Source organism: Clostridioides sp. ES-S-0054-01 (assembly GCA_021561035.1).
Taxonomy (GTDB): domain Bacteria; phylum Bacillota; class Clostridia; order Peptostreptococcales; family Peptostreptococcaceae; genus Clostridioides.
Map to the genome: position 1 here is coordinate 16675 of CP067346.1, position 18442 is coordinate 35116.

The 18442-nt window shown below is 36.5% G+C and carries 9 protein-coding genes, 4 tRNA genes, 5 rRNA genes, 1 other RNA gene, 1 pseudogene and 2 other annotated features; of the genes and pseudogenes, 18 read left to right on the plus strand and 2 right to left on the minus strand.

Annotation, left to right across the window (positions count from 1 at the left end):
- Positions 1–226: 226 nt before the first annotated feature.
- A pseudogene (locus tag JJC02_00085) lies at positions 227–907 on the minus strand (VanZ family protein).
- 389 nt (positions 908–1296) lie between these two features.
- Positions 1297–1568: a sequence feature (16S ribosomal RNA rRNA prediction is too short), on the plus strand.
- 318 nt (positions 1569–1886) lie between these two features.
- On the opposite strand from JJC02_00085, the gene rrf (JJC02_00090) reads away from it, so the two are divergent.
- The 17 genes from rrf (JJC02_00090) (at position 1887) to JJC02_00170 (ending at position 14912) form a co-directional block, all read left to right on the plus strand.
- Positions 1887–2003: ribosomal RNA gene (rrf, locus tag JJC02_00090) — 5S ribosomal RNA — on the plus strand.
- Positions 2004–2008: 5 nt separating this feature from the next.
- Positions 2009–2097: transfer RNA gene (locus JJC02_00095), tRNA-Leu, on the plus strand.
- An 11-nt stretch (positions 2098–2108) separates the two neighbouring features.
- Positions 2109–2185: transfer RNA gene (locus tag JJC02_00100), tRNA-Ile, on the plus strand.
- A gap of 109 nt (positions 2186–2294) precedes the next feature.
- A 16S ribosomal RNA gene (locus tag JJC02_00105) occupies positions 2295–3797 on the plus strand.
- 55 nt (positions 3798–3852) lie between these two features.
- A tRNA-Ala gene (locus tag JJC02_00110) sits at positions 3853–3928 on the plus strand.
- A 310-nt stretch (positions 3929–4238) separates the two neighbouring features.
- A 23S ribosomal RNA gene (locus JJC02_00115) occupies positions 4239–7135 on the plus strand.
- Positions 7136–7261: 126 nt separating this feature from the next.
- Positions 7262–7378, plus strand: a 5S ribosomal RNA gene (gene rrf / locus JJC02_00120).
- The 16S, 23S and 5S rRNA genes sit together here with 3 tRNA genes alongside, the layout of an rRNA operon.
- 127 nt (positions 7379–7505) lie before the next feature.
- Positions 7506–8015 (plus strand): transcription repressor NadR, encoded by a 510-nt coding sequence (locus tag JJC02_00125; GenBank protein UDN54725.1) that lies wholly within the window; start codon positions 7506–7508, stop codon positions 8013–8015.
- An 11-nt stretch (positions 8016–8026) separates the two neighbouring features.
- On the plus strand, positions 8027–8908 hold the full coding sequence (locus tag JJC02_00130) for a mechanosensitive ion channel (protein ID UDN54726.1): 882 nt from the start codon (positions 8027–8029) through the stop codon (positions 8906–8908).
- Positions 8909–9034: 126 nt separating this feature from the next.
- Positions 9035–9240, plus strand: a binding site (T-box leader).
- Between the two features lie 125 nt (positions 9241–9365).
- The gene (gene serS / locus JJC02_00135) at positions 9366–10637 is read left to right on the plus strand and encodes a serine--tRNA ligase (protein UDN54727.1); all 1272 of its coding nucleotides are present in this window, start codon (positions 9366–9368) and stop codon (positions 10635–10637) included.
- Between the two features lie 327 nt (positions 10638–10964).
- On the plus strand, positions 10965–11420 hold the full coding sequence (locus JJC02_00140) for a nucleoside deaminase (GenBank protein ID UDN54728.1): 456 nt from the start codon (positions 10965–10967) through the stop codon (positions 11418–11420).
- Positions 11421–11512 (plus strand) — tRNA-Ser (locus tag JJC02_00145). It begins immediately after the preceding gene.
- A gap of 37 nt (positions 11513–11549) precedes the next feature.
- Positions 11550–11814: signal recognition particle sRNA large type (gene ffs, locus JJC02_00150), an RNA gene on the plus strand.
- Between the two features lie 76 nt (positions 11815–11890).
- Positions 11891–13528 carry a DNA polymerase III subunit gamma/tau gene (gene dnaX / locus JJC02_00155; protein ID UDN54729.1) on the plus strand — a complete coding sequence of 546 codons (1638 nt, stop codon included), beginning with the start codon at positions 11891–11893 and terminating at the stop codon, positions 13526–13528.
- 58 nt (positions 13529–13586) lie between these two features.
- Positions 13587–13937, plus strand: coding sequence for a YbaB/EbfC family nucleoid-associated protein (locus JJC02_00160; GenBank protein ID UDN54730.1), 351 nt, complete (start codon positions 13587–13589; stop codon positions 13935–13937).
- 12 nt (positions 13938–13949) lie between these two features.
- Positions 13950–14549: a recombination protein RecR gene (gene recR, locus JJC02_00165; protein ID UDN54731.1), complete on the plus strand. Its 600-nt coding sequence runs from the start codon at positions 13950–13952 to the stop codon at positions 14547–14549.
- 141 nt (positions 14550–14690) lie between these two features.
- Positions 14691–14912, plus strand: coding sequence for a hypothetical protein (locus JJC02_00170; protein UDN54732.1), 222 nt, complete (start codon positions 14691–14693; stop codon positions 14910–14912).
- Between the two features lie 68 nt (positions 14913–14980).
- On the opposite strand, the gene JJC02_00175 is transcribed toward JJC02_00170, so the two are convergent.
- The gene (locus JJC02_00175; protein ID UDN54733.1) at positions 14981–16186 is read right to left on the minus strand and encodes a glycosyl transferase; all 1206 of its coding nucleotides are present in this window, start codon (positions 16184–16186) and stop codon (positions 14981–14983) included.
- Between the two features lie 508 nt (positions 16187–16694).
- On the opposite strand from JJC02_00175, the gene JJC02_00180 reads away from it, so the two are divergent.
- Positions 16695–18197 (plus strand): 16S ribosomal RNA (locus tag JJC02_00180).
- The last annotated feature ends 245 nt before the right edge of the window (positions 18198–18442 follow it).

The following is an 18442-nucleotide window of genomic DNA, read 5'->3' on the forward strand; positions in this document are numbered from 1 at the left end:
CATTCTGAACATCTTGTAGATATGTGGTGGCTGACAGGGGACAAGATACGGAAACTTATGAGCCGAAAATCACACTACTTATCTACTCAGCAAACAAAAATGCTATGAAGAAAAGCCAGATTACCTCAAAGTACCAATAGACGAATTTATCAGAGAAATCGAAAAGGAATCATTGTATCTCCTTTACCTCACTAGGTGTTGGGAAAGTCTGACACAATTTGGGTTATCATACTATATGAGGTCTGAAAAATTCTATTACAAAAGTTACTGCCATAATGGCGAATGGCAAATATTGGGATAAATCATTCATTTTAGAATCTTGGTTATAATTTGACTTTACAATTTTTAGTTTTACAATTAATCTAAAGCACAAATAACCAATTATTGTTCCAAGAACATTTGTGAGCAAATCATTAACATTGCTGGCTCTATATAATGTGAATAGTTGAATAATTTCAATAAACAAAGATAAACCTGTTCCAAGTAAAATCGCGTTTTGAGCACGTTCATATATTCTGCTTATCATGGGGCACAAAAATCCTAAAGGGATAAAAAGAAAAATGTTTAGTAAGAAACTCAAACTAAATCCATCACTGAATGGAATTAGTTTGATGTTTGGATTAAAGAAAGGTTCTCCTAATTGTGATAATTGGCTAAATTAACTAATTGTAGGAATACCAACAATTTTTGTAAATATAAGGCATAAATAGTAGTACATGACCAATGATAAGATTGATGTTCGACATTTAGGAGTACTATTGTTCCTTTTAAATATCATTATTAAAAAAATTCCTATTAATATAGCTCCCAAAATAAAAACAGGGTCGATTTGTAATAAATCTTTAATCTAATCCCAAAACCCAAGTTGAATATTGACACTTGTTTTTGTATTTTGTACAATGTCCATATAAATTTGTCCCACAATCTCAGATAGATTATTTGATAGTAATTATATCAAAATAAAATATATAAGTCTATAAAGCGTTTCTTAAAAATAAATGAAATTCTTACAATTATAATTAAGTTGATAAAGTAGAAAAAAGTGTGAGATGTGTAGATTTCTTTAATGAAAAAAGTTGTACAACTAATAGCAGAGATAGCACAATTTCCCTTTCTATGTGGTTTGTGTGTGTCCGTAGAACTCTGGTAGTCCACGCTGTAAATGATGAGTATTAGGTGTCGGGGGTTACCCCCTTTGGTGTTGAAGCTAACGCATTAAGTACTTCGCCTGGGAAGTACGCTCACAAGAGTGAAACTCAAAGGAATTGACGGGAACCCGTATAAGTAGCGGAGTATGTGGTTTAATTCGAAGCAACGCGAAGAACCTTACCTAAGCCTGACATCCCAATGACATCTCCTTAATCGGAGAGTTTCCTTCGGGGACATTAGTGACAGGTGGTGTATGGTTGTCGTTAGCTAGTGTCGTGAGATATTGGGTTAAGTCCTGCAACGAGCGCAATCCTTGTCTTTAGTTGCCATCATTAAGTTGGGCACTCTAGAGAGACTGCCAGGGATAACTTGGAGGAAGGTGCGGCTGAATCACCTCCTTTCTAAGAAGAATTGCCTACTGCTTAATTTTGAAAGTTTTTGATAAACTTTATATGTAGAGGTGTAGCTCAGTTGGGAGAGCACTTGCCTTGCAAGCAAGGGGTCAAGAGTTCAACTCTCCTCATCTTCACCATTTAAGAGTATATTACCTAAATCTTTGATTTATATATGTAGTTTTTAGAGTGCTAACTTTATATGTTTAAACTTATCAAAAAGTATAGATTTTTAATAGTTTTATAAACTAAAAAATCGAATGAAAAAAGTGTTGACACAATAAGATAAAGATGTTATTATAATACTTGTCTTAGAAAAAAGTTAAATTAAAATTTAGATAATAATCTGGTTATAATAGCAGAGAGGATACACCTGTTCCCATTTCGAACACAGAAGTTAAGCTCTCTAGCGCTGATGGTACTTGGTGGGAAACTGCCTGGGAGAGTAGGACATAGCCAGGTAATGTGCCGAAGTGGCGGAACTGGCAGACGCACAGGACTTAAAATCCTGCGGGACTTACCTCTCGTACCGGTTCGATTCCGGTCTTCGGCACCACAAATTATTGTGGGCCATTAGCTCAGTTGGTTAGAGCGCCCGGCTCATAACCGGTAGGTCTGGGGTTCGAGTCCCTGATGGCCCACCACAATAATTTAAAGAACTTTGAAAATTAAACAGTAGGTTAATTTATAAACAAGAAACAAACCATAAAGCCAGATATTTTGATAACAATAGTATCTGAGCCTGATAAACTTTTATTTGAGAGTTTGATCCTGGCTCAGGATGAACGCTGGCGGCGTGCCTAACACATGCAAGTTGAGCGATTTACTTCGGTAAAGAGCGGCGGACGGGTGAGTAACGCGTGGGTAACCTACCCTGTACACACGGATAACATACCGAAAGGTATGCTAATACGGGATAACATATTTGAGAGGCATCTCTTGAATATCAAAGGTGAGCCAGTACAGGATGGACCCGCGTCTGATTAGCTAGTTGGTAAGGTAACGGCTTACCAAGGCGACGATCAGTAGCCGACCTGAGAGGGTGATCGGCCACATTGGAACTGAGACACGGTCCAAACTCCTACGGGAGGCAGCAGTGGGGAATATTGCACAATGGGCGAAAGCCTGATGCAGCAACGCCGCGTGAGTGATGAAGGCCTTCGGGTCGTAAAACTCTGTCCTCAAGGAAGATAATGACGGTACTTGAGGAGGAAGCCCCGGCTAACTACGTGCCAGCAGCCGCGGTAATACGTAGGGGGCTAGCGTTATCCGGATTTACTGGGCGTAAAGGGTGCGTAGGCGGTCTTTCAAGTCAGGAGTGAAAGGCTACGGCTCAACCGTAGTAAGCTCTTGAAACTGGGAGACTTGAGTGCAGGAGAGGAGAGTGGAATTCCTAGTGTAGCGGTGAAATGCGTAGATATTAGGAGGAACACCAGTTGCGAAGGCGGCTCTCTGGACTGTAACTGACGCTGAGGCACGAAAGCGTGGGGAGCAAACAGGATTAGATACCCTGGTAGTCCACGCTGTAAACGATGAGTACTAGGTGTCGGAGGTTACCCCCTTCGGTGCCGCAGCTAACGCATTAAGTACTCCGCCTGGGAAGTACGCTCGCAAGAGTGAAACTCAAAGGAATTGACGGGGACCCGCACAAGTAGCGGAGCATGTGGTTTAATTCGAAGCAACGCGAAGAACCTTACCTAAGCTTGACATCCCAATGACATCTCCTTAATCGGAGAGTTCCCTTCGGGGACATTGGTGACAGGTGGTGCATGGTTGTCGTCAGCTCGTGTCGTGAGATGTTGGGTTAAGTCCCGCAACGAGCGCAACCCTTGTCTTTAGTTGCCATCATTAAGTTGGGCACTCTAGAGAGACTGCCAGGGATAACCTGGAGGAAGGTGGGGATGACGTCAAATCATCATGCCCCTTATGCTTAGGGCTACACACGTGCTACAATGGGCAGTACAGAGGGTTGCCAAGCCGTAAGGTGGAGCTAATCCCTTAAAGCTACTCTCAGTTCGGATTGTAGGCTGAAACTCGCCTACATGAAGCTGGAGTTACTAGTAATCGCAGATCAGAATGCTGCGGTGAATGCGTTCCCGGGTCTTGTACACACCGCCCGTCACACCACGGGAGTTGGAGACGCCCGAAGCCGATTATCTAACCTTTTGGAAGAAGTCGTCGAAGGTGGAATCAATAACTGGGGTGAAGTCGTAACAAGGTAGCCGTATCGGAAGGTGCGGCTGGATCACCTCCTTTCTAAGGAGAATTACCTACTGTTTAATTTTGAGAGTTCTTTATGAACTTCATATATGGGGGTGTAGCTCAGTTGGGAGAGCACTTGCCTTGCAAGCAAGGGGTCAGGAGTTCGACTCTCCTCATCTCCACCATTTAAGAGTGTATTACCTAAATCTTTGATTTATCTAATAGCCTCTTACATGCACTTATAGCTTAACTTTATACAAGCTTTGTGTGTCAGCACTTTAAGCAACATAATAAACTGAACGCATGTGAAGTTTGTTTGTTGGCGACGTGCGTTAGCACTTTAAGCAACGGGATTTATCCGTTGGCGATGTGCTTTAGCACTTTGAAAACTGCATATATATTTAGTGATATGACATCTAATTTGTAATATATAAAGCTGATAACTTTTTAAAATTATCAAGTTGATAGACTTTAATCTATCAAACATTTTTAACTGGTCAAGTTATTAAGGGTGCAGGGCGGATGCCTTGGCACTAGGAGCCGATGAAGGACGTGATAAGCTGCGATAAGCTTCGGGGAGTTGCACGTAAACTTTGATCCGAAGATTTCCGAATGAGGAAACTCACTTAGAGTAATGTCTAAGTATCATTGAGTGAATACATAGCTTAATGAGGGGAACTCAGGGAACTGAAACATCTAAGTACCTGAAGGAAGAGAAAGAAATTCGATTCCGTAAGTAGCGGCGAGCGAACGCGGATTAGCCCAAACCAATAAAGTTTTCTTTATTGGGGTTGTGGACATATCATAACGAAGAGGTATTGTAATTGAAGAGGTTTGGAAAGACCCACCACAGAAGGTAATAGTCCTGTATGTTAAACGAGAAGACTTCAGATATGATCCAGAGTACCACGGGACACGTGAAACCCTGTGGGAAGCAGGAGGGACCACCCTCCAAGGCTAAATACTACCTAGTGACCGATAGCGTATAGTACCGTGAGGGAAAGGTGAAAAGAACCCCGGGAGGGGAGTGAAATAGAACCTGAAACCCTGCACTTACAAGCTGTGGAAGCACATTTCTTGTGTGACCGCGTACTTTTTGTAGAACGGGCCAACGAGTTACGTTAAGTAGCAAGGTTAAGCACTTAAGGTGTGGAGCCGTAGCGAAAGCGAGTTTTAACTGAGCGTTCAGTTACTTGACGTAGACCCGAAACCGGGCGACCTACCCATGAGCAGGATGAAGCGAAAGTAAAATTTCGTGGAGGTCCGAACCCACGAGCGTTGAAAAGCTCGGGGATGACTTGTGGGTAGCGGTGAAATTCCAATCGAGCCCGGAGATAGCTGGTTCTCCCCGAAATAGCTTTAGGGCTAGCCTCAAGGTGAGAGATACGGAGGTAGAGCACTGAATGTCCTAGGGGGTATTGCACCTACCGAAGACTATCAAACTCCGAATGCCGTCATCTTATACTTGGGAGTCAGACTGTGGGTGATAAGATTCATAGTCGAAAGGGCAACAGCCCAGATCGTCAGCTAAGGTCCCTAAATGTAAGTTAAGTGGTAAAGGATGTGGGATTGCACAGACAACCAGGATGTTGGCTTAGAAGCAGCCACTCATTCAAAGAGTGCGTAATAGCTCACTGGTCGAGTGATCCTGCGCCGAAGATTTCCGGGGCTAAAACTTACTACCGAAGCTACGGCATCATTATGATGGGTAGGGGAGCTTCCCATACGGGTTGAAGCATGACCGTAAGGACATGTGGACAGTATGGGAGTGAGAATGTTGGCATGAGTAGCGAGATGTGGGTGAGAATCCCACAGGCCGTAAACCCAAGGTTTCCAGGGGAAGGTTCGTCCGCCCTGGGTTAGTCGGGACCTAAGCTGAGGCCGAAAGGCGTAGGTGATGGACAACAGGTTGATATTCCTGTACTACCGATAACCGTTTGAGAGATGGGATGACACAGTAGGATAAGCTAAGCACACTGTTGGTTATGTGTGCCCAAGCATTGAGGCAGTCAGAGTAGGTAAATCCGCTTTGATAATGCTGGGATGTGATGGGGAGCGAAATTTAGTAGCGAAGTAGCTGATTTCACACTGTCAAGAAAAGTCTCTATCGAGGTTAAAGGTACCCGTACCGCAAACCGACACAGGTGGGTGAGGAGAGTATCCTAAGGCCAGCGAGAGAACTGTTGTTAAGGAACTCGGCAAAATGACCCCGTAACTTAGGGATAAGGGGTGCCACCATCCGGTGGCCGCAGAGAATAGGCCCAAGCGACTGTTTACCAAAAACATAGGTTTCTGCTAAGTCGCAAGACGATGTATAGGAGCTGACGCCTGCCCGGTGCTGGAAGGTTAAGGGGATCTGTTAGAGCAATCGAAGCAGTGAACTTAAGCCCCAGTAAACGGCGGCCGTAACTATAACGGTCCTAAGGTAGCGAAATTCCTTGTCGGGTAAGTTCCGACCCGCACGAAAGGCGTAACGATTTGGGCACTGTCTCAACAACAGACTCGGTGAAATTGTAATTCCGGTGAAGATGCCGGATACCTGCGACAGGACGGAAAGACCCCATGGAGCTTTACTGTAGCTTGACATTGGGTCTTGGTACTACATGTACAGGATAGGTGGGAGGCTTTGAAACCAGGACGCCAGTTTTGGCGGAGCCATCCTTGGGATACCACCCTTGTAGTACTGGGACTCTAACCATAGGCCATGAATCTGGTCTTGGGACACTGTCAGGTGGGCAGTTTGACTGGGGCGGTCGCCTCCCAAAAGGTAACGGAGGCGCTCAAAGGTTCTCTCAGTACGGTCGGAAATCGTACGTAGAGTGTAAAGGCAAAAGAGAGCTTGATTGCAAGACATACAGGTCGAGCAAGGATGAAAATCGGACTTAGTGATCCGGTGGTTCTGCGTGGAAGGGCCATCGCTCAACGGATAAAAGCTACCCTGGGGATAACAGGCTTATCTCCCCCAAGAGTCCACATCGACGGGGAGGTTTGGCACCTCGATGTCGGCTCATCACATCCTGGGGCTGTAGTAGGTCCCAAGGGTTGGGCTGTTCGCCCATTAAAGTGGTACGCGAGCTGGGTTCAGAACGTCGTGAGACAGTTCGGTCCCTATCCGTCGCAGGCGTAGGAAATTTGAGAAGACCTGTCCTTAGTACGAGAGGACCGGGATGGACGTACCTCTGGTGTACCAGTTGTCCTGCCAAGGGCATGGCTGGGTAGCTATGTACGGAATGGATAAGCGCTGAAAGCATCTAAGCGCGAAGCCAACTTCAAGATAAGATTTCCCACCGCAAGGGTAAGACCCCAGAAAGACTATCTGGTTGATAGGTCGAAGGTGTAAGTGCAGTAATGTATTTAGCTTATCGATACTAATAGGTCGAGGACTTGACCAATATTTATTTGATGTTCATTAATTAATATATATATGTAGTTTTTAGAGTGTTAACTCTAAAGAAACTAGTGTTACTAGATTCTAAAAACTTACTAAAACTTAATAGAAATATTAAGCATAGAGATTATGTGGTTACAATAGCAGAGAGGATACACCTGTTCCCATTCCGAACACAGAAGTTAAGCTCTCTAGCGCTGATGGTACTTGGTGGGAAACTGCCTGGGAGAGTAGGACGTAGCCACTTAGTCTTTTTTTATTTGTTATAAAAGTTAAGATTAAATAGAATATAAAGTCAATATTGATTTATAATAAGATAAAATATAGAATTATATAGTATAGGTAAAGTTTTTGATTTAGAAAGAAGGTGTAATATGAACTCTCATGAAAGAAGAAGTAAATTAATAGATATTTTGAAAGAATCTAAGTGTCCTGTAAAAGGTGGAGTGTTAGCTGAGATATTAAATGTAAGTAGACAAGTAATAGTACAAGATATAGCACTTATAAGAGCTAGAGGATTTGAAATAATAGCTACACCTCAAGGATATATAATATATAATCAACCATATTTTACAAAACAAGTAAAATGTAAAAACCATAAAAATTCTAAAGAAATTTATGATGAGTTAAAGATTATTGTAGATTTAGGTGGTATTATAAAAGATGTCATTGTAAATCATCCAACATATGGTCAGATAACTGCAGAACTTAATATTTATTCTAAAATGGATATAGATAATTTTATGAAGAAGGTTGAGACAAATGAATTTAAACAGTTATCAGTTCTGACAGAATGTAGCCATATTCATACAATTGAGGCGCTAAAAGAAGAAACTATAGAGGCTATAATAAAAAAGTTAGAGGACAAAGGAATATTATCATAAGGAGGAGTTAAATGAATTTTTTATCATTGGCTAAGACTGCCTCAACAAATAGTAATATAACTAAGAGAACTTTAGAAAACATGCTCAATAACTTTAGTGATAATATACCAAATATTATATATGCAATAATTGTATTTGTAATAGGTATCTATATATCTAAAATAGTAAGAAAGATGGTTTCAAAGTTTCTAATCAAATATGGAATGAGTAAAGGTGTAAATAATTTTATTGTATATGGAATATATATATCTATGTTGTCTATTATATCATTGATAAGTTTAGGTATTATAGGGATACAAACTACATCAGTTGTAGCTGTGTTAGGAGCTGCTGGATTTAGTATAGGATTAGCCTTTAAAGAAATATTATCAAATCTAGGTTCAGGTATGATTATTTTATTTTTTAAGCCATTTAATATAGGTGATTATATTCAAGGTTCAGGTGTAGAAGGTACAGTTTCTGATATACAGATATTTAGTACTGTTCTTAAAACTCCAGATAATAAAACTATAATTATACCCAATTTTCAACTGACAAGTAATAATATAATTAATTACACACATCAGAATAAAAGAAGAATAGATTTTTCATATAATATTTCATATGATAGTGATATAGATATAGTTAAGTCTATATTAAATGAAATTTTTATAAATGAAAAAAGAATATTGGACGATCCAAAGCCTATTATAGGTTTAAATTCTATAGGAAATAATACTTTACAAATAGTTGCTAGACCTTGGGTAAAAACTGATGATTACTGGGATGTATACTTTGATGTAATGGAAAAAGTCAAAAATAAGTTTGATGAAAATAATATAAAAGTTCCATTTATTCCATCTTCATTATTATTTAATAATACAAGTAATTTAAATACAATAGATAAAAGATAACATCTTAATTAAATAAAAAATTTGAATTTAATATAAAAAATTAAAGAAATTCTAAAAAAATTTGAATAATAGTATTGAAACATGTTAATATATATAATATAATGATTATCAAATAAAACAATTAGTTAAAAAGCTGTGAAGGAAAATAGTAAAAAACAGATTGTATTCAGAGAATGAGTGGATGGTGAAAACTCATTACAATGGTTTTTGAATCTACTCTAGAGCTTCTAGTTAAAGCTAGACGTTTACCTACGTTATAGGTCTGAGAGGATTATACATTTTAGTATAGTCAATTAGGGTGGCAACGCGGATAAAAGATTTTCGTCCCTTTTATAGGGTAAACGGAGGTCTTTTTTTATTTTTCAAATTTGTTTAAACTAAAAGTTTACAGTTATAATATTTGTAAATTAAATTGGAATTATAATTTATATTATCAAAATTATTAGGAGGAATTAATATGTTAGATATTAAAAGAATAAGAGAAAATTTAGATGATATCAAAAAAGCTATGGAAAGAAGAGGTGAAAAAGAATTTGACCTTGATGCTGTAGTGGAATTAGATAATAAAAGAAGAGAAATACTTCAAGAAGTTGAAGTTATGAAAAATGAATTAAATGTAAATTCTAAAAAAATACCACAATTAATAAAAGAAGGAAAAGATGTAACAGAAGAAAAGGCAAGATTAAAAGAGCTATCAGATAAGATAAAAGGTATTGATGAGAAAGTAAAAGAAGTAGAAGCAAAAATGGAATATACATTAATGAGAATACCAAATGTTCCTCATCCAGAAGTACCACAAGGTGAAACGGATGAAGACAATGTTCAAATAAGAACTTGGGGAGAACCTACTAAATTTGATTTTGAGCATAAAGCGCATTGGGATATAGGTACTGGTCTAGGTATATTAGATTTTGAAAGAGCCGGCAAAATAACTGGTTCAAGATTTACTTTATATAGGGGGTTAGGAGCTAGATTAGAAAGATCTTTAATGAATTTCTTTTTAAATACTCATACAGCTAAGCATGGCTATACAGAAGTTTTACCTCCATTTATGGCTAATAAAAATAGCTTTATAGGTACTGGTCAACTTCCTAAATTTGAAGAAGATATGTTTAAAATAGAAGGGCTAGAGTATTTCTTAATACCAACAGCTGAAGTACCAGTTACTAATATACATGCTAATGAAATATTAGATGTCGCAGAACTTCCAATTAAATATTGTGCATATACTCCTTGCTTTAGATCTGAAGCAGGTTCAGCAGGAAGAGACACAAGAGGCTTAGTTAGACAACATCAATTTAATAAAGTTGAGTTAGTTAAATTTGTTAAGCCAGAAGATTCTTATGATGAATTAGAATCATTAACTCATGATGCTGAAACTATGCTACAAATGTTAGGTCTTCCATATAGAGTTGTAAAAATATGTACAGGAGATTTAGGATTCACAGCTGCATTTAAATATGATTTAGAAGTTTGGATGCCAAGTTACAATAGATATGTAGAAATATCTTCTTGTTCAAACTTTGAAGATTTCCAAGCTAGAAGAGCAGGAATAAGATTTAAAAGAGATAAAAAATCAAAAGCGGAATATGTTCATACTTTAAATGGTTCTGGATTAGCTATAGGAAGATGTTTAGCTGCTATATTAGAAAATTATCAGCAAGCAGATGGTTCTGTAGTAGTTCCAGAAGAATTAAGACCTTATATGGGTGTTGATGTTATAAGATAATTTTATATTAATATTGTATATGTAGAAATATGTTTTAATGTAGAAAATATATTATAAGTAAATAATAAATTAAAAAAGCTATGAAATTATTATAAATATTAAATTTCATAGTTTTTTTATGTTAATTCATATAACAGAATTTTCATCATAAAATACTAAATATCTTTATAAAACAACTATTATATAAATATCTAAAAATTATTTTAGAACTAATTTAAAGAAACTATAGCTATATATAGTAATAATTAAATAAACAAAATAAAAATTAAGTTGAATTATAAAATGAATTATGATAAGATAAGTTTGTTATAAGTTTTGGGAGGAATTATGGAAAGTTCATTTTATATGAAAGAAGCATTGAAAGAAGCATTGAAAGCATATAATAAAAGAGAAATACCAATAGGTGCTATTATAGTTAAAGATAATCAAATAATAGCTAGAGCTCATAACCTTACAGAAACGTTAAAAGATTCTACAGCTCATGCGGAAATTTTAGCGATAAAACAAGCATCAGAAAAATTAGGTGGTTGGAGGTTGACTGATTGTGATTTATATGTTACAATGGAACCTTGCATAATGTGTAGTGGTGCAATAGTTAATTCTAGAATAAAAAAGCTTATAATAGGGACAAGACATGTAAAAAATTCATATATAGAAAAACAGCATGAGTTCAAATTAGATTATTTTAATAATAATAATGTAAAAGTAGCTTTTGATGTTTTGCAAGAAGAATGCTCGATCATATTGCAAGAATTTTTTAAGGCATTAAGAAAAAGAGATTAAGGAGAGATGGTCGAGTGGTCGAAGGCGCTCGCCTGGAAAGCGAGTATATGGGTAAAACTGTATCGTGGGTTCAAATCCCACTCTCTCCGCCAGAAACAATAAAAGTAATTAAATATGGTTGTAATTTTGCTGTACTAGATGGGGAGGTAGCGGTGCCCTGTAACCTGCAATCCGCTATAGCAGGATTGAATTCCATCTAAAGGCTTATTTTCTGTAGGGCCGCCCTAAATAAGTGGTGTTGATGCTTAGGTCCTGCGCAATGAAAGCTCATGAACCCCGTCAGATCCGGAAGGAAGCAGCGGTAAGTGATCACTTTTGTGTGCCGTGGGGGTGCCTAAGTTGAGCTAACTGTTTTGGTAACGCCTATGGAATTAAGTCGATAGATGGTGTACAGCATTTAATATATAAAAGACTAATCCCTTAGATAATGAGGGATTTTTTTATTAATTTTGCTAAAGAGAGGTAAAAAGATGCATAAAGCATTATATAGAGCATATAGACCACAAAAGTTTGAGGACGTTATTGGTCAAGAGCATATTATTAAGACTTTAAAAAATCAAATATATAATGATAATATAGGACATGCTTATTTGTTTTGTGGCACAAGAGGTACTGGTAAGACATCTACTGCAAAGATTTTTTCAAGAGCAGTGAACTGTTTGAATAAAATAAATGAAGAGCCATGTAATGAGTGTGAGATATGCGAATCTATATTAAAGGATAATACGATGGATGTTGTAGAGATAGATGCAGCATCAAATAACAGTGTGGATGATATAAGAGAGCTTAGAGAAAGTGTGAAATATTCTCCAGCTAATGCTAAATATAAAGTATATATAATAGATGAAGTTCATATGTTGTCTCAAGGAGCTTTTAATGCGTTATTAAAGACATTAGAGGAGCCTCCCTCATATGTAATCTTTATATTAGCTACTACTGAGCCTCATAAGATACCTGCAACTATTTTATCGAGATGCCAAAGATACGATTTTAAAAGAGTTACTGTTAAAGATATGACTATTAGAATGAAAAAGATTTGTGAAGATGAAGGCATTGATATAGATGATAAAGCTCTTAATTTAATAGCTAGAAATTCTCAAGGGGCTCTTAGAGATGCACTTAGCATATTAGACCAATGTATATCATTTGGAGAAAACAAGATAGATTATAAAGATGTTGTTGAATTGATGGGAAGTGTCAATATAGAACAATTATTTGAATTGTCTCAATGTATTGTAGAGCAAGATACTAAAAAATCTATTGAGATATTAAATGAATTCGTTTTATGGGGGAAAGATATAAGAAATCTTATAAATGATTTAATTGACCATTTTAGAAACTTAATGGTATGTAAGGTTTCATCAGAATTGGATGAGATAATTTCATTGCCAGAAGAAATTATAGAACAACTTAAATTTCAGTCTAAAAATATAGATATAAATGATTTAATAAGGATTTTAAATATATTATCATCAACTCAAGATGACATAAAGTCATCTTCAAATCCAAGGGTTTTAGTGGAAATAACTATAATGAAGATTGCTCAACCAATGTTTGATGAAAGTAAAGAAGCTCTTATAAAAAGAGTTGAGAACTTAGAAAAAATGATTGAACTGGGGAGCTTTAAGGTTGAAAAAATTGGCTATAGTAAAGAAAAAGAGTATGAGGTCAATAGAGAAATAGATGTAAAACAAGAAAATGTAGTTTATGAAGATGTAAAAAATGAGGACGTTATACTTATAGAGACATCTTGGAAGAATATACTTAAACAAATTAAAAAAGATAAAAAAATGCCAATATACGCACTTTTAAGTGAGGTAAAAAGCTTTAATGTATATTCCAATATGTTGTATGTTATATTTGATGATAAATTTGATTTTGCAAAAACTAGACTGAACTCCCAAGATACAATAGATTATTTAGAAAAAACAATAAGAGATGTTTTAAATAGAAGCTTTAATGTAAAAATAGTATTGACATCAGAAGTCAAAGATATAAATCTTGAAGTTAAAGAGAAAAAGGATATTGGTGAAGAGATATTAAAGAACATAGTAAATGAAGAGATATTAGAAATAAAAGACCATATTGATGAAAATGAAAGTAAATAATAAAATACTATTATGATATAATAATAAAATGAAAATAAGTTTAGGAGGAATAGTGTTTATGGCTAAAAAAGGTTTTGGAGGCGGAATGATGCCTGGTGGTGGAAATATGAATAACTTATTAAAGCAGGCTCAAAAAATGCAAGAAAATATGCAAAAAGCTCAACAAGAGTTAGAGAATAAAGAAGTAGAAGCTTCAGTTGGTGGAGGAGCAGTTACTGTAAAGGTTAATGGTAAAAAAGAAGTTCTTAATATAACTATCAAGCCAGAAGTAGTTGATCCAGATGATATAGAAATGTTACAAGATTTAGTTTTAAGTGCAGTAAATCAAGCATTGAGAAATATTGATGATATACAAGCAAGTCAAATGAGCAAGGTAACTGGAGGTATGAATATACCTGGGTTATTCTAGTAGGTGATATTTATGCAAGTTTATACAGGTCCAATAACGAGACTTATAGAAGAATTTTCAAAGCTTCCTGGAGTAGGAAGAAAGACTGCTCAAAGGTTGGCTTTTCATATTATTAATATGAATACTAATGATGTGGAAGCTTTATCTAAAGCGATTATAGATGCAAAAAGGGAAATAAGATATTGTTCAATCTGTTGTAATATAACAGATACAGATCCATGTAGCATGTGTTCAAATAAAAATAGAGATTCAAGTATTATATGTGTGGTAGAAGATCCAAGAGATGTAGCAGCTATGGAGAGAACGAGAGAGTTTAAAGGTCAATATCATGTATTAAATGGAGTGATTTCTCCAATGGATGGGATTGGACCAGATATGCTAAAGATAAAGGAACTTATACAAAGACTTGGCAATCAGGAAGTCAAAGAAATAATAATGGCAACAAATCCCACTATTGAAGGAGAAGCTACAGCTATGTATATTGCTAGGTTAGTAAAGCCAATGGGCATTAAAGTTACTCGGATAGCTCATGGTCTTCCTGTTGGAGGCGATTTAGAGTATGCAGATGAGGTCACAATATCAAAAGCCCTAGAAGGTAGAAGAGAAATATAAAAATCGAGGTTAATACCTCGATTTTTGTGATTTTTTGAGGTTAAATTCAAATTAATTTTGATTTAGATTTATTGAATAAATTTCTTTTGTATTGTATAATTTGTTGTATAAATCATTTAAAAATTTTGATAGGGGTGCAACATGAAACCAATTATGAACTTAGAAGAACATAATGCAATGAAAGAAAAAAGAGTTAAAAAAATGAAATCAAAAGATAAACCTAAATATGATGATTTTGATAATATAAGTTTTTCTAATAAGAAAAAAACTAAAAAAACTACACGAAATAAAAATGCTGAATTCAGAAATAATTATAAAAATTATCAGTATGATTATGAAGAAGACTTTTATGAACCAATTTAATATTAAATAATTAGAAAATAAAAAATCCCTAATAGATAATATATACTATAGGGATTTTATTTATTTTATCAATCAGAAATTATATTTAAAATTAAATTAGCTATATTTTGGGCTGAATTTGATTTTCTTATTGATTTAATATTTCTTTTTAGCATTTCTAATCTGCTAGGATCATCTATTAGAACCTTTAACAATATTGATAAATTATATTTTTTTGTAGTTCTAAGTGCTGCACCACAATTGGATAAGAAATCAAGATTCTCTTCTTCCTGACCAGGTATATAATATGGAACGATCATAGGTACATCTTTTAAAAGTGCTTCAGTTGTAGTGAGTCCACCAGGTTTGCTCACTAATACATCTATGGAAGCTAAAATATCATTCATTTTATCAGTATATCCAAGAACACATACATTTTTATCATGATAACGAGATATAAGTTTTTTTTCGATTTTTTCTTTTAAACTTTCATTCCTACCAGTTATTACAAGAATTTGAAAATCTCTATCAGTATCCAGTAATTCATCAAGTGTCTCTTTTATATTTCCAGCTCCAAAACTACCACCCATAAGTAAAACAGTTAATTTATCAGGAGATAAATTTAACTCAGAAAGAACAATTTCTTTATCTCTATGAGATAGAAAGGACTTTTCAACAGGAATTCCAAATGTTCTAATTTTACTGGGCTCAACTCCATCAAACACCAATAATTCTTTTACGTATTCATGACCAACTATATAGTAATCAATTTCATTTTGTATCCATGTGGAATGAGTAGTATAATCGGTCAATACAGAAATAAGTGGAGGAACATTAATAGTGTTTGTATAATGTTTATAAAAATACTCTGTGTAAGTATTTGATTCATTATTATGTAAATTAAAGTTTTTTTTCAATGTACTAAGAGCAATCATTGGAAAAGGATGCGTTCCGATAATCAAATCTGGTTTTTTGTTTCTAATAAGCTTTTTAAATTTTTTTGCCATGAATGTTATTATTAGGTTGCCTTTAAATTCATTTTTTGATAAAAGGTTTGTTTCGGATAATCTATATACACTTCCATATGCCTTGGGAGTATATATAGCAGATTTCTCATATCCTCTTGAAATTATTTTATCCATTGTGTTATTAACCAATTTCAAACTATCTATTATCTCACATTCAATTGGCTCTCCATCAAGTGTTTTGGAAGTAAGTTCTTCTTTAATAGCTAGAGCAGCCCTATTATGCCCGCCACCAGTGGAAGCAGACATTATTAATACTTTTTTGCTCATAATAAAATCCTCCTAAAATGTAGCATAGTATTTATATGGTATTATATTTTGATATATAAAAATTGTCCTTGTAAAGAAAGTTATTGATAAATTATTTTTTAATATTAATCTAATACAAGATTACAAAAATTACAAGTGAAAGAAATTTAAATTAATTTTAGCAGATACGTTATGCAACAAATATTATTGTAAATAAAAAATTTAAATATAGAATAAAAAGGAAAATAGAGCATAGAATATATATTAGTTTTATGAAATAAACAGGTTTACTTAGTATTAGATTTTAAACATTAAATATAAAAAATATATGAGAAATAAAAAATTTAAAAAAAGTAAAAAAATATATTGACTTAGATAGATAAAGATGATATAGTATTACTTGTCCTTGAAAAAAGGAACAGGAAATAAACACGAACATTGAAAATTAAACAGTAGGTTAATTTATATTAAGAAACAAACCATAAAGCCAGATATTTTGATAACAATAGTATCTGAGCCTGATAAACTTTTATTTGAGAGTTTGATCCTGGCTCAGGATGAACGCTGGCGGCGTGCCTAACACATGCAAGTTGAGCGATTTACTTAGGTAAAGAGCGGCGGACGGGTGAGTAACGCGTGGGTAACCTACCCTGTACACACGGATAACATACCGAAAGGTATGCTAATACGGGATAACATATTTGAGAGGCATCTCTTAAATATCAAAGGTGAGCCAGTACAGGATGGACCCGCGTCTGATTAGCTAGTTGGTAAGGTAACGGCTTACCAAGGCGACGATCAGTAGCCGACCTGAGAGGGTGATCGGCCACATTGGAACTGAGACACGGTCCAAACTCCTACGGGAGGCAGCAGTGGGGAATATTGCACAATGGGCGAAAGCCTGATGCAGCAACGCCGCGTGAGTGATGAAGGCCTTCGGGTCGTAAAACTCTGTCCTCAAGGAAGATAATGACGGTACTTGAGGAGGAAGCCCCGGCTAACTACGTGCCAGCAGCCGCGGTAATACGTAGGGGGCTAGCGTTATCCGGATTTACTGGGCGTAAAGGGTGCGTAGGCGGTCTTTCAAGTCAGGAGTGAAAGGCTACGGCTCAACCGTAGTAAGCTCTTGAAACTGGGAGACTTGAGTGCAGGAGAGGAGAGTGGAATTCCTAGTGTAGCGGTGAAATGCGTAGATATTAGGAGGAACACCAGTTGCGAAGGCGGCTCTCTGGACTGTAACTGACGCTGAGGCACGAAAGCGTGGGGAGCAAACAGGATTAGATACCCTGGTAGTCCACGCTGTAAACGATGAGTACTAGGTGTCGGGGGTTACCCCCTTCGGTGCCGCAGCTAACGCATTAAGTACTCCGCCTGGGAAGTACGCTCGCAAGAGTGAAACTCAAAGGAATTGACGGGGACCCGCACAAGTAGCGGAGCATGTGGTTTAATTCGAAGCAACGCGAAGAACCTTACCTAAGCTTGACATCCCAATGACATCTCCTTAATCGGAGAGTTCCCTTCGGGGACATTGGTGACAGGTGGTGCATGGTTGTCGTCAGCTCGTGTCGTGAGATGTTGGGTTAAGTCCCGCAACGAGCGCAACCCTTGTCTTTAGTTGCCATCATTAAGTTGGGCACTCTAGAGAGACTGCCAGGGATAACCTGGAGGAAGGTGGGGATGACGTCAAATCATCATGCCCCTTATGCTTAGGGCTACACACGTGCTACAATGGGTAGTACAGAGGGTTGCCAAGCCGTAAGGTGGAGCTAATCCCTTAAAGCTACTCTCAGTTCGGATTGTAGGCTGAAACTCGCCTACATGAAGCTGGAGTTACTAGTAATCGCAGATCAGAATGCTGCGGTGAATGCGTTCCCGGGTCTTGTACACACCGCCCGTCACACCACGGGAGTTGGAGACGCCCGAAGCCGATTATCTAACCTTTTGGAAGAAGTCGTCGAAGGTGGAATCAATAACTGGGGTGAAGTCGTAACAAGGTAGCCGTATCGGAAGGTGCGGCTGGATCACCTCCTTTCTAAGGAGAATTACCTACTGTTTAATTTTGAGGGTTCGTTTTTACGAATACTCATTGTTAGCACTTTAAGCAACAGAATAAACTGAACGCATGTGAAGTTTGTTTGTTGGCGACGTGCGTTAGCACTTTAAGTAACGGAATAATCTGAGTGTATACGAAGGTTGTTCGTTGACGCTGTGCGTTAGCACTTTGAAAACTGCATATATATTTAGTGATATGACATCTAATTTGTAATATATAAAGCT